Source organism: Aliivibrio logei (assembly GCF_001691055.1).
Taxonomy (GTDB): Bacteria; Pseudomonadota; Gammaproteobacteria; order Enterobacterales; family Vibrionaceae; genus Aliivibrio; species Aliivibrio salmonicida.
Map to the genome: position 1 here is coordinate 594,565 of NZ_MAJU01000008.1, position 12,958 is coordinate 607,522.

9 protein-coding genes are annotated in these 12,958 nt (G+C 39.9%); 3 read left to right on the forward strand and 6 right to left on the reverse strand.

The window, feature by feature from the left end:
• Positions 1–87: 87 nt before the first annotated feature.
• Entirely contained in the window at positions 88–546 is a 459-nt protein-coding gene (locus A6E04_RS06850) for an RNA methyltransferase (RefSeq protein WP_012550001.1), read from the forward strand.
• Between the two features lie 32 nt (positions 547–578).
• On the forward strand, positions 579–1,556 hold the full coding sequence (locus tag A6E04_RS06855) for a phosphotransferase (RefSeq protein ID WP_065610632.1): 978 nt from the start codon (positions 579–581) through the stop codon (positions 1,554–1,556).
• A gap of 131 nt (positions 1,557–1,687) precedes the next feature.
• Here A6E04_RS06855 and A6E04_RS06860 read toward each other — a convergent pair whose 3' ends face one another.
• From A6E04_RS06860 to A6E04_RS06880, 5 genes are all read right to left on the reverse strand, one after another.
• A complete protein-coding gene (locus A6E04_RS06860; protein WP_065610635.1) occupies positions 1,688–2,584 on the reverse strand; it encodes an HNH endonuclease in 897 nt (298 codons plus the stop codon).
• Between the two features lie 83 nt (positions 2,585–2,667).
• Positions 2,668–4,518: a UvrD-helicase domain-containing protein gene (locus A6E04_RS06865; protein WP_065610636.1), complete on the reverse strand. Its 1,851-nt coding sequence runs from the start codon at positions 4,516–4,518 to the stop codon at positions 2,668–2,670.
• Entirely contained in the window at positions 4,505–6,262 is a 1,758-nt protein-coding gene (locus tag A6E04_RS06870; protein ID WP_065610638.1) for an ATP-dependent nuclease, read from the reverse strand. Before A6E04_RS06870 ends, A6E04_RS06865 begins: the two co-directional genes overlap by 14 nt.
• Positions 6,263–6,875: 613 nt before the next feature.
• The gene (locus tag A6E04_RS21555; protein ID WP_280513400.1) at positions 6,876–7,004 is read right to left on the reverse strand and encodes a hypothetical protein; all 129 of its coding nucleotides are present in this window, start codon (positions 7,002–7,004) and stop codon (positions 6,876–6,878) included.
• Positions 7,005–7,171: 167 nt separating this feature from the next.
• A complete protein-coding gene (locus tag A6E04_RS06880) occupies positions 7,172–8,776 on the reverse strand; it encodes a BCCT family transporter (protein WP_065610640.1) in 1,605 nt (534 codons plus the stop codon).
• A gap of 649 nt (positions 8,777–9,425) precedes the next feature.
• On the opposite strand from A6E04_RS06880, the gene A6E04_RS06885 reads away from it, so the two are divergent.
• On the forward strand, positions 9,426–10,730 hold the full coding sequence (locus A6E04_RS06885; RefSeq protein ID WP_012549995.1) for a dicarboxylate/amino acid:cation symporter: 1,305 nt from the start codon (positions 9,426–9,428) through the stop codon (positions 10,728–10,730).
• Between the two features lie 80 nt (positions 10,731–10,810).
• Here the strand turns inward: A6E04_RS06885 and A6E04_RS06890 are convergent, their stop codons facing one another.
• Positions 10,811–12,847 (reverse strand): prolyl oligopeptidase family serine peptidase, encoded by a 2,037-nt coding sequence (locus A6E04_RS06890; protein WP_065610643.1) that lies wholly within the window; start codon positions 12,845–12,847, stop codon positions 10,811–10,813.
• Positions 12,848–12,958 lie beyond the last annotated feature (111 nt).

Consider the following 12,958-nt stretch of genomic DNA (forward strand, 5'->3'; position numbering starts at 1 on the left):
TTCCTAGGAAATTATCTAATGAGTCTATATGAATCCCTTTAATTTAGGTATACTTCGCCCAAATTTTGTATTGGAAAGACAGTAATAATGACGAAAGGTTACTCTTGTATTGGATTGGTAAACCCAAAAACACCTGAAAATGTAGGCTCAGTAATGCGAGCGGCAGGTTGCTATGGCGTAAACTCGGTATTTTACACGGGAAGACGTTACGATATTGCCAAGAAATTTTGTACTGATACAAAAAGTCAGCACCTAAATGTGCCACTTATTGGTGTTGAAGATCTTAAAGACATCATTCCTTTAGATTGTGTTCCTGTTGCTGTCGATCTTATCGAAGGCGCAAAGCCGTTACCAGATTACAAGCACCCACCTCGTGCGTTTTATATTTTTGGCCCTGAAGACGGTACATTGAAAAAAGAAATCACTGATTTCTGCCGTGAAACCATTTATGTACCTACCAATGGCTGCATGAACTTAGCGGCTGCTGTGAATGTGATCATGTATGATCGCATGGCGAAAGGCGAAAACTTCTCAAACCATAAGTAGCCTACGTTTAAACTAAATAAAGGAACTCGAACATGTTTGATTTATCACGTATTTCGGGTTTCGAAAACGCATCAATTCGCCAGACTGACACCTTACAAACCTTGTGGGGTGGTTATGGTGAATTGGTGCGTTTGCATTTAACACAAGCTCCAACCTCTTCTATCATCATCAAACAGATCACGTTACCAAAACCTAAAGTACATCCTAAAGGGTGGAATACTGATCTCTCACACCAACGTAAACTCGACTCCTATCAAGTTGAACTCAATTGGTATCAAACTTACGCCAATTCGGTTTCTACCCATTGTCCTGTGCCGCGCTGTTTATACGTAGAGCAGCGTGATAATGAGCTGATCTTAGTATTGGAAGATTTAGCGACCTGCGGATTTCCAATCGTAAAAACTGGATCATTACAAACTAGCGCCTCAATAAATGAAACCAAAGCCTGCTTAACGTGGCTTGCAAACTTTCACGCCGAACATCTTAATGTTGAACCTACAGGATTATGGAAAACAGGTACGTATTGGCATTTAGAGACTCGCCCTGATGAGCTTCAAGCCTTAACGGATTTACCCTTAAAGCAAGCGGCAGTTAAGATTGATGAAACACTAAAAAACACCCGTTACCAAACCTTAGTGCATGGCGATGCCAAGTTAGCGAACTTCTGTTTTTCTGAAGGTGGTAATCAGGTAGCTGCGGTTGATTTCCAATACGTAGGTAAAGGCTGCGGGATGAAGGATGTGATCTTGTTTATCAGCAGTGCGGTTATGCCAGAACAATGTGCAGAGCTTGAGAACGAATTATTGGATAATTACTTTAGCCAACTTAAAGCCTCCCTATTGCGTTTAGGGCGCACCGAGGCAAGTGACGATATTGAGCAAGAATGGCGACCACTGTTTTGTATAGCTTGGGCTGATTTTCAACGCTTTGTAAAAGGCTGGAGTCCAGAGCATTGGAAGATTAATGGGTATACGGAAGGGCTTAAAGAAAGAGCCCTTGGGATTTTGTAGGGAAAGGTCGCAATAAGCGACCTTTTTGTGTGAGAACTTTAGTGAGCAATTTGCTTTGAACAGATACGAGTTTCGGAAATCAAACATTAGCAAATCACGGATAATGTCAGGTATGGAAAATCTATATTCTATTAAACGTCATTACACTTTAGCGAAAACTGGTTATTATGTTCTACCATATATTTTTCAAATCGCTCACGATGCTCAATGCTCAAATTGCTGGTACAAAGCTCGTCACCGTTTTGAACTCCCATCCCCTTTAATAGTGCTAAGTCGAGCATAGGCGATAACTTAGAGATAAATTTTGCTTTCTTCTTTACGAAAGTTAATAAGTGAGCATCAAATAATTTATCGATATGGGCGCAAAGCAAAATGCCATTTGCACCATCTAACCTTTTTTCATTACTGTCACATTGTGACCAAGGTATAATGTGTGATGCAATTAGAATCTCTCGTACATTAGTTAGAGTTAGCGCACAACACTCACCATTACCCCAATAATTAATTACATTTTGTCTGAACTTTCCTTGTCCAATCCGCGAGAGAACTAAGCTCTCGCGTTCAGTTTGTTCAATTGCAGAGTCGAATATGTCAGTCACATCTTGAGCTATACTGGAACTGTTTTTTTTCGAGTGTTGCACGCTATGTGTTCCGACTCCATAATAATTGCCATCTATATGCTCTAGGGACATTTCTGAGAGTGCTGCAACATAGTCCTTTATCTTAGCTCTTCCCGTACCTAAGTTGTTGTCATACTCTTCATCTAAAATGATGGGGAAGGTTTGAAGTGAGTAACCTTCGTTTTCAACAAGCTTGATATACTCCATAGCTTCGCCAAATGCATTTTGCTTACGCCCTAACTCATTTCGCTCCCAATCCATTGATAATATTAAAGCTCTGTCAGGCTCCGTATTTACATCCCAAGCACCAAAAATAACTACTTTGTTTTCATGATTTACAAATGCCCAACCATAGCGATCGTTGCGATTTGTTGCTCCATGGGATGCCATAAATTTTTTTCGGGACATTTATCACCCTAATTATTAGTTAAATAATCAATTCAGGCTTGAATTGATGCGTCACCCGCTCTTGGCTACTAGTTGCGTTATCTTCACAATAGCAAACCGGAAGCATCTATTCTGTGTTGAAGTTCATCTAAAAAGATACTTTGTCCATAACTTAGGGCGCGTCCTCCTTTAGTCAAGAAAAACTCAGATTTATAGAAGTGAACGTCATATTTTGCTCTGGTTAATGCCACAAAAAACAGCCGTCGGCTTTCTTGTAAAGCTTTAGGGACTGGATAAAACCATTGTTTTTCTGGGTACTTCCATACTAATTTGGGGAAAACTCCATTGTCTAACCCTAGTGCTATAACAACATCATATTCACAACCTTTACATGAATGGTAGGTGATTAGATTCAGTTTATCTGACTTAGATCGATTATTGCCGAATACCTCGATGCTTAGACTCGCTAACACCCCATGACTAGACAACGCTGATTTCATTTTTAATATTTCTTTGAAATCATTAGATAATTCGGGAGGAACTGAATTTGAAGGGAAGCATAAGCTCATCAGCTCAGTCAAAAACTCGAGTGGTGCAATTTCAATATGAGTATTTTTTGAAGCCCACAAATAATCTACGAACCTCAAAACGTTGTGGTGAGTATCGTCTAAATTAGATTGACTCAGAAAACTATTAAATGTTGATATCAAATCACCCAAATAGATCGTTTTTTTAGCTTGAACCCAATCATGAGTAACCCAAGATGCACAATTCTCGACAAAAATAGTTAACGGGTTTTTCCTATAAGGCGCTCTACTGTCAGTCCTACTATAATGTAAACCTAGCTCGTGAGCCTTCTTCGCTACAAGGTCCCCAATTTCCGCTGTGGGATATAAGATCGCAACATCACTCAGTGTACGATTTTCAGATAGTGAAACATAACTCAGAGCTTTGTTTAAAGCTTGCTCTACTTGTTCATTGAGCCCTGAAGAGCAAAGATGGTAAGCGATAGTAGCGATTCGTTCATTGTTATGAGCCAAGATACCTCGTTGTTCACCTGCAAACCCATCAGATAGTGATACGACATTTTGAGCTGAACGGTAGTTTAAGTTCATTGTTACGCTGTCGAAATCAACGCGAGCGCTCAAACTATTCAATAACTCAGGGTGGGCACCAGTAAACCCGTAAATTGACTGATCAATATCTCCAACTGCGATAACCCTAACACCATGTTCAGCTAAAGCGATAACCATATCATGCAGAGGTTTACCAAGGTCTTGGTACTCATCGATAACGATGACGGGAAACTTAGCTAGTAAAACGTCGCGAACCCAACTGTGTTCCAAGATCAATCTTCGAGAAATTAAAATTAGGTCATCAAAGTCAACCAAACTACGTTGTCGCAATTCTTGCTCGTAAAAATTAATCAAAGCTGCAAGTGTGGGATTTGTCTCAGTGAACGCTTCCCCTCGTTCTAAATAAGTCATTCTGTACTTAGTCATCGCGGGCATTCCAAGATACTGAGTATCTTGTCCAACATTTTGCTTTGCTAAGTTGAAAACTTCATTTTGTTGGGACTCACTAGCGATTGAATAAGTTTCAGGTAAGTCCGTGTCGACTAGATGGGACAATGAAGAAACGATTTGGCTTAAACAAAAGCTATGAACTGTGCCGATGAAAAGTTGATCTGAGGAGGATAATCCCAACTTATGAAACCTAAGCTCTAGTTCTTTACAGCATTGTCGACTATAGGTAATACAAGCTACTTTCCCATTGTGTGAAAGGTCTTCATCAATGATACGAGCTACTTTCAAAACTAGAGTTTTGGTTTTGCCGCTACCGGGACCGGCTATGACTGCACAATTGCCGGTAGAGCTATACGTTTGCATTTGTCCGTTTTGGTTTAGTTCTAATGCTTCGATTCTGTATCTGCTCGGTATACTACGTTCTTTCATAAACATACTCGATTGCAGAGGTGATGTACTGAGGGCAAGAGTTCGATGGTAGGGCATTAGCAAGTTTTTTTGCGAATCGACCTTTTCCAATTTCGCCTATATAACGAAGTAAAGCTGCGTTATCTACTGGAGAAATATTGTCACGCCATAATCTGATTGTGTTGCCAACGCGAGGTCTATCGCCGTGCTTTTCTAATAGAATCTGGCAAACAGCAGCCTTTAAAGGTGCAGATGACATAAGCTCAGTCTCTAACGTCTCGTTGTTCGTAAAAATACCTTTAGTTTGACCAATTGTAATAATTGATGCTTCAGATTGTAGAATAGTATGAGTTGAATCTATCAGCTTTAACAATTCATCGATTCTAGTTATACCCAGAGGGGTATCTCTGTCTAATGGGTCTCTGTCAGTGATAATGACAAATGGAGTTCCTATACATCTTAGAAATTTTACATATGGAGCGAAATTGGTACCCGCTACAGAGCAAACCGAAATTCCTTTTTTATCCAGATCGTAATTAAGCTTTCGCGCTAATTCAGGAATAAGGAACTCTTCCGCATCTCCTTCTACAAGAATTACACCTCTGGCAAAGAGTACCTCCCCCCGTGTAACTGTTAAATAACGACTCATATCGTCAACGTCGTCAGAACTAAGCGGAGAATTAACTAAAGAATACCCCTGTGTGGAAACTAACCCGCTAGTTTGATTATGTTGCTCTTTTAGGACTATTAGTGACTCAATAGGTGCGCTACTCGCAATATGTGGTGAATGTGTTGTGAGTAATGTATTGAGATTAGCAGATGAATTATAGAAGTATTCAAACAATAAGCGCTGAACGTGGGGGTGTAGATGAGCTTCTGGCTCTTCAATACCAAGGAAGGTAAAGTCTTGTTCACCTACGTTCATCGAGTGTTGAAGGTTAAGTAGCTTGAGAGTTAGGAATAATATGTTAGAACTACCGGTGCTAGATTGACTGATAGTACGTACACCAGAGTCAATCAGTAACTGTAAAGATTTAACAAGCTTGTTGATATCTTGAGGGGCTAGCTTAAGTTGAACTGGTGAAACGTGACTGCTTCCTACTATAGTGTCAAGCATTGAGTTAATGTTCTGCTCAATATCAGTAAGGCTAGATACTGCACTTAATGCACTTTGAGTCTGTTCGAAGCCAGTCAAAATGGAAATCTTTTCTGACTCTGTCAATGTATCACTAACTGAATCCAAGAAGGCTTTAATTGGTGTTCTATTCGTATTCTTTAATTCTCTTTCACAATCACGTAACGCATGAAAGAGTTCCATTTGAATAGATCTTCTAAAACTTCTATTGATAGACCTTTCAGTATCATTGCCTAAGTATATGTAGAATTCATAGTCGTTTATTGAATGAATAGAAACATTATCTTTAGGTTTAAATACATACGTAATTTTAGCTGTATGGGTTGCTACATCTATTAGTCCATCGGCAAGTATTGATAGCGTGGTACTCGAATGATCTATGTTTTGCAATTCCAAAGATACTTCAATCGAGCTTCCTAACTTACTATTACCAAGTCCATCCCAAAAATCATCAAGACTCAAAAATCGGTCTAGATCTGATAAAGATGGATCGAGTAACAAGCGGAGAGCAAATAGAAAATTACTTTTCCCAACTTTGTTTTCACCAACGATAACCATGTTACGACCAGTTTCAATTTCTAATCGCTCAAAGTTTCGAAAGTTTGTTATATGGATTTTTGATATATGCACGAAAGGCTCCCAATGGCAATTAAATGTTATATTTATCAATAAGTAAAGCAGTAGATTTAGAGAATTCAGAATACAAGACAAAAGTTGAAATGAATAAGATTTTCATTCAGTATTTTTATTTAATATGATTTAGAATAAATAAATCAGTTCTTTGTGCTTTGGTACAAGGGTTCGGTCGAGTTTGTCTCCGTGATATATAACTAAGCTTTACAAAAAACTGCATAGTAAGAGTAGATAACTTTTGGTAGGGAAACGCACTTAACACAATATAAACGAGTACTAAATCTAGCGTGTTTGGGATAGAAACAAGCTAGATAACCCTGAAATAACTCAGTATGGTAATAAATATGTATTATAAAAATAAAGAGCCCTCCTTCCACTATTGCTGTGATTCATTCAAGAAAATTATCTCCTAGTTTTACTTAACGTCAAACGCCCCCAAATAGGAGGATTTAAAGTTGCAATCACCAAGAGTTAGCTGATTACTTAGCAAGTTGATATTCGCAAATAAGACTCTCAAGTGGGATGTTCAACTTATGATTTAAGTTTCTAATCATGGTGAGTAAACGTCGTCTCTTTCTCTTTAAGCTCTCTGTAACTCAGCTACGCTGCCCTAGGCTTCAATTTTATAATAAAAGTTTTCATATGCTTCAGCTAAAATGGTTAAAACTTCTAATTCATCAAATTCAATATCTGGTAATGCATCAGAATCGCCGCTAGTAAGTTCGCTGATACGAGTCATCGCTGCTTTGTAATCATCTTTCGCTTAATATTCATAATTTATTACCTCCGCATTGTTATTGCATATTTAGTGTTCGAGACTCTCTAAAAAGCAAAAGCTCCCTAGCACAAAGTACCAGAGAGCTTTACTGTAAATCTAATTCTTAATCTAATGATTAGCTAACGCAATTACTTAACTTGGTCAGTTGCTACTTTTGGTTTATCAACTTCCGTCAATAGCCCTTTAAACAGACTCACACTGCCCAATAAAAGAATTATCGTAAACGGCATTGCGGCAATAATGGTAATTGATTGCAAAGATTCAATAGATTGAGTACCACCAATCCACAACATAACCATTGCGATAACACCAGAGATAACCGCCCAAACTACTTTCTGTTTAACGGGTACTTCTAACTTACCACCGGCGGTCATGCCATCAATAACAATAGAGCCTGAATCTAACGTTGTCACAAAGAAAACGATAATCAGTGCCACGGCAATAAAGGATAGAATATCCCCAAATGGGTAAGCGTCTAACATATGGAACAAGCTTAAAGAAACATCGCTAATACCTTGTTGAGCGCCCAATAATCCAACTTTATCGATAACTTGTTGAATAGCCACACCGCCGAAGATAGACATCCACGCCGTGGTTACCATTGTAGGAATAAGCATTACACAAAGAAGGAATTCGCGAACGGTGCGTCCTCTAGAGATACGAGCAACAAACATACCAAAGAAAGGAGCATACGCAACCCACCACGCCCAATAGAACACAGTCCAACCGTGCAACCACGCTGTATCTTCACGACCCGAGGTTTGACTCAATGGAATAATATTTTTCACATAACCCGTTAGAGCCGTAACCAAAGAATCCAATACGGTAGTGAAATTCAAAACAGCAATAAGGCCAAGGAAGACAAACGCAATAACCATATTAAGGTTACTAAGAAACTTAACGCCACCATCCATACCACGGAGAACAGAAATGATCGCCAGACCCATAATCAATACGATAACGGCCTGTTGAAGATAGATGTTATTGTCTATTCCGAAAACATGGCTGATACCACTAGCCGCTTGTGTGCCTCCTAAACCAAGGGAAGTCGCTAGGCCAAACAAGGTAACCAATACGGTTAAGATATCAATCACATCACCTGTTCGCCCCCAAACTCGATCACCCAATAATGGGTAAAACACCGAGCGCATTGAGAGTGGTAACCCTTTATTGTAAACAAAATAGGCAAGACAAAGTGCTGTCATGCCATAGATAGCCCATGCGTGTAAGCCCCAGTGGAAGACCGTTGCACCCAGTGCAAGTTCACGCCCTGCTTCTGTAAAAGGTTCTACATTAAGCGGAGTTCCAAACCAGTTGGTAAAGAACGCGGTTGGCTCGGCAACACCCCAAAAAATAAGCCCAATACCCATACCGGCAGCGAATAACATCGAGATCCAAGATGCTTTTGAATAATCTGGTTTCGCGTCATCACCACCTAAGCGAATTTTACCCAAAGGCGAAAATGCTAAAATAATGGCGAAGATTAATAAGATGTTAGCGCCCCACATAAAGAGGAAGTCAAAATTTGACAACACAGAACCTTTAAGTGAATCAATGGCTGCTTTTGCGTCTGCGGGAGGTAATGCGAGAAGAGTGATGATGAAGAGAAGAGATAAGCCGACTGAGGCTACAAAAACGGTGTTGTGGACATCCATGCCCCATTTACTGATGTTATCTTGACCGACTTCATAATCCGTCGATTCAATACTGTACTTTTCTGATTTAAAACTCATAAACGATAATGTTCACATATCCGGCTAAGCGAACAGCTAGACGAATATAAGGACAACTCCTTATCCAATTACTATTTGATTGAGTAGCGGTACCATATAAATAAACATGATAAGAATCACCACGGTAGGTGATTAATTGCTCTTTTTCTCAATCCCAAGTGTCGTATTGTAACACAAAATAGCACTCCTCCGTTGAATACTAGGGTTTCTCCGTATATAACCGTCACTCATAGCTGAAACTTAAGTCAGTATCAAAGCAATTAAAAATAAGAGAATCTGACCGATATTGTATCGAAAAAGGATCGAGCCCTGACTATTTGAAGATTCATGGTTACACCGATAACCTCATACAAAAACCATCCGATTAATTAACTTCAAACCAACAATCTATCGAGCAAGTGTAAATAAAAACAGTGCAACCCCCTACCTATAAAGTTGTATTTTTACAATAATTCCTTTCCAACATTAGTGACAACATCCTAAGTATGACTGACCTATTCGATTATTTTCATAGCACTCGCTTATAGGTTACGTGACATAAAACACACTAATGGACAAATTATAAATGTAACGAACAAGTTTCATTTTAGATCTGCTAACCTGCTCGCACTTTGAAAGTTGTACAAAGTAATTTAATGGAGATTAGTTCATGACGAACGACAATAAAAAAATTAAAAGCTCTTTAACTGCTCGCATCATTACCGGCATGGTTGCTGGTATTTTATGTGGATTTTTGATCCGTACTTTTTTAGGCGACAATAGTTTTATTAACGAGTACCTAGTCAATGGTTTGTTTGATGTTGGTGGGAAAATTTTCATTGCCAGCTTAAAAATGCTCGTAATTCCCCTTGTCTTTGTTTCCCTTGTTTGCGGTACAAGTTCTTTAAAAGACATGACAACATTAGGTCGATTAGGCGGTAAGACTCTCGCTTTCTATATCGGAACCACTGCGTTAGCCATCTCTTTAGCGCTCATCATGGGTATCTTCTTACACCCAGGAGCCGGTGCCGATCTAACCTCTGCGGCTTCTTTTAGCACAGCAGAAGCACCTTCATTAGGCCAAGTTATTGTTGGCATGTTCCCAAGCAACCCGATGGCTGCAATGTCTCAAGGTAATACGTTACAAGTTATCGTATTTGCGGTGCTATTTGGTATCGCCATCAGCCTTGCTGGAGAAGCAGGACAACGTGTTTCTGATTTCTTTAGCGACGTAAATGAAGTAATCATGAAGCTGGTTACGCTGCTAATGAAAGTAGCGCCTTACGGTATTTTCTTTTTAATGGCGAAACTGTTTACTGGTTTAGGTTTAGATTCAATCGCAAACCTAGCGGCATACTTCTTAGTTCTCGTTGCGGCACTGCTTATTCATGCCTTTGTCACTTACAGTATTCTTCTTAAAGTTCTTTCAGGCCTAAGCCCTATCGTGTTTTGGAAGAAGATGAAAGATGCCATCATGTTTGCCTTTTCTACCGCCTCTTCTAATGCCACTATTCCAGTGACCATGGAAACGGCAACACATCGATTAGGTGTCAGTAATAAAGTCGCTTCATTTACCATTCCTCTTGGTGCCACCATTAATATGGATGGTACGGCTATCATGCAAGGTGTCGCAACGGCCTTTATTGCTCAAGCATTTGGCGTAGATCTAAGCATTGGGGATTACATGACAGTGATCCTAACAGCAACGCTTGCATCTGTGGGTACCGCTGGTGTCCCTGGTGTTGGTTTGATCATGTTAGCGATGGTATTAAACCAAGTAGGCTTACCTTTAGAAGGTATTGCACTCATCATGGGTGTTGACCGCTTACTTGATATGATCCGTACTGCGGTAAATATTACCGGTGACAGTGTGGTGACTTGTATTGTGGCTAAATCAGAAAATGAGTTAGACATTGATGCCTTTAATGATCCAAAAGCAGGTGAAGCTGAACTCGCACTAAAAAGAAGTGCTTAATTAAATACGCATCACTCGCTTAACCATAAAGGCCTCAACATCATGTTAAGGCCTTTATTTTTCAACTCATTTATTTATGTTTAAGCAAACGGATCTACTTTCATATTCGCGAGTGTAAACGCGTAGATGTCGGCCATTAAATCAATCGATTTAGATATTGGCATTCCGGCACCATGCCCTGCATTCACATCAATACGGATCAACACGGGATTCTCACCAGTTTGTTTTTTCTGTAATTCAGCAATGAACTTATAAGAATGCGCAGGTACAACGCGATCATCATGATCCGCCGTCGTCACTAACGTTGCAGGGTATTCAACGCCCTCTTTAACATTATGAACCGGTGAATAGTCTAGTAAGTAATGAAACATCTCCTCACTTTGTGCTGAGGTGCCAAAATCGTACGCCCAACCTTCACCCGACGTAAACGTGTGGTAGCGCAGCATATCCAACACTCCGACAGCTGGTAATGCGACTTTAAATAACTCAGGTCGCTGAGTCATACACGCTCCTACGAGTAATCCACCGTTTGAACCACCACGAAGTGCCAAGTGTTCTGAATCGGTATAACCCATTTCAATTAAGCACTCAGCTGCCGCAATAAAGTCATCAAACACGTTCTGTTTTTTCTGTTGAGTCCCTGCGTTATGCCATGCTTTTCCATATTCACCGCCACCACGAATATTTGGTACGGCGTATACCCCACCTAATTCTAACCAGCTAGCCATCATGCCGCTAAAACTTGGGGTTAGGCTGACATTAAATCCGCCGTAGCCATAAAGAATCGTCGGATTTTTACCATCTAATACAATCCCTTTTTTATGCGAGATAATCATCGGAATTCGAGTGCCATCTTTTGATGTGTAGAACACTTGAGTCGACTCGAACCCTTCACTGTCAAACGGAGATTCAGAGGCTAAATACAGTTCTACCTCTCCTGTATTTGCATCACATTGATAAATTGTTGGTGGCGTGACGTAATTGGTAAACGTAAAGAACAAATTGGTTTGCTCTCGTTTACCTGAAAAGCCAGATACTTGCCCTTCTCCCGGTAGCTCAATCTCTCTTAACAAATTACCGGAGAAGTCATATTGCTTCACTTGGCTTAATACATCGACCATATAACTCGCAAACAACGTACCACCACCCACACTGATCTCAAGCGGTTGTGGCTGCTCTGGAATAACATCAATCCATTCACTCGTTACCGCATTATAAGACACAATTTTACCGTTTGGTGCCTCTAAATTAGTGAACATCAGTAAACGAGAATCTTCGTTCTCAATCACATACGTATCAGAATCAGTATGAGCTAACACCGTAATTCGTGTTGGATTATTAACGTCTAATCGTTCGATAAATAGCTTATTACCCGAGGTCGAGGTCGCCGCAGAGATCACCAAATACGCATCATCTTCTGTGGTGTAGCCGCTAACATAACGATGTTTCTCTTCTTCTGTCGCACCAAATACAATCACATCGTCAGATTGCGGTTTACCCACTTCATGATAATACAATTTATGCTGATCAGTTCTTGCCGACAATTCACTGCCTGTTGGCTTGTCGTAACTCGAATAATAAAACCCTTTATTTCCTAACCAAGAAATACCCGTGAATTTTGCATCAACAATCGGCGCTTCTACTTGCTCTTTGGTTTCTGTATTTAATACAAAAATTTTACGCCAATCACTGCCCGCTTCTGAAATAGAATAAGCAACAAGAGACGTATCTTTAGAAAAACTTACCGAGCCTAATGACGTTGTGCCTTCTTCAGAGAACGTATTTGGATCAAGAAAAACCTCAACCGCTCCACCTTCTTTTGAACGATACACTACGCTTTGGTTTTGTAAGCCGTCATTCTGATAAAAGTAGGTGTAATCGCCACGCTTAAATGGCTGTGAGGTCTTTTTGTAATCTTGCCCTGTCGCAATTAAATCACGAATAGCGTCGCGATTATCAATGTGAGAAAGGGTGTCAAACGTCACTGTATTCTGTTCTGTCACCCACGCTTCTGTTTCTGCACTGGTATCGTTTTCTAACCAGCGATATGGGTCAGCAATGTTATGAGAAAAGTACTGGTCAACCGTTGAGTCTTGCTTTGTGAAAGGATAAATCATGGTACATCCCTATTTATAATTAGTTATCTATTTGTAGAATACGCTCATTAAAAATAGGAATACAACGGTTTGATGGTTTAAGGCTAGTTATTGACGCGTTGGGTATTAATA

Coding starts and splice junctions, on each gene's coding strand:
- A6E04_RS06850 (WP_012550001.1), top strand. CDS start 88: ATGACGAAAGGTTACTCTTGTATTGGATTGGTAAACCCAAAAACACCT.
- A6E04_RS06855 (WP_065610632.1), top strand. CDS start 579: ATGTTTGATTTATCACGTATTTCGGGTTTCGAAAACGCATCAATTCGC.
- A6E04_RS06860 (WP_065610635.1), bottom strand. CDS start 2,584: ATGTCCCGAAAAAAATTTATGGCATCCCATGGAGCAACAAATCGCAAC.
- A6E04_RS06865 (WP_065610636.1), bottom strand. CDS start 4,518: ATGAAAGAACGTAGTATACCGAGCAGATACAGAATCGAAGCATTAGAA.
- A6E04_RS21555 (WP_280513400.1), bottom strand. CDS start 7,004: ATGACTCGTATCAGCGAACTTACTAGCGGCGATTCTGATGCATTACCA.
- A6E04_RS06880 (WP_065610640.1), bottom strand. CDS start 8,776: ATGAGTTTTAAATCAGAAAAGTACAGTATTGAATCGACGGATTATGAA.
- A6E04_RS06885 (WP_012549995.1), top strand. CDS start 9,426: ATGACGAACGACAATAAAAAAATTAAAAGCTCTTTAACTGCTCGCATC.
- A6E04_RS06890 (WP_065610643.1), bottom strand. CDS start 12,847: ATGATTTATCCTTTCACAAAGCAAGACTCAACGGTTGACCAGTACTTT.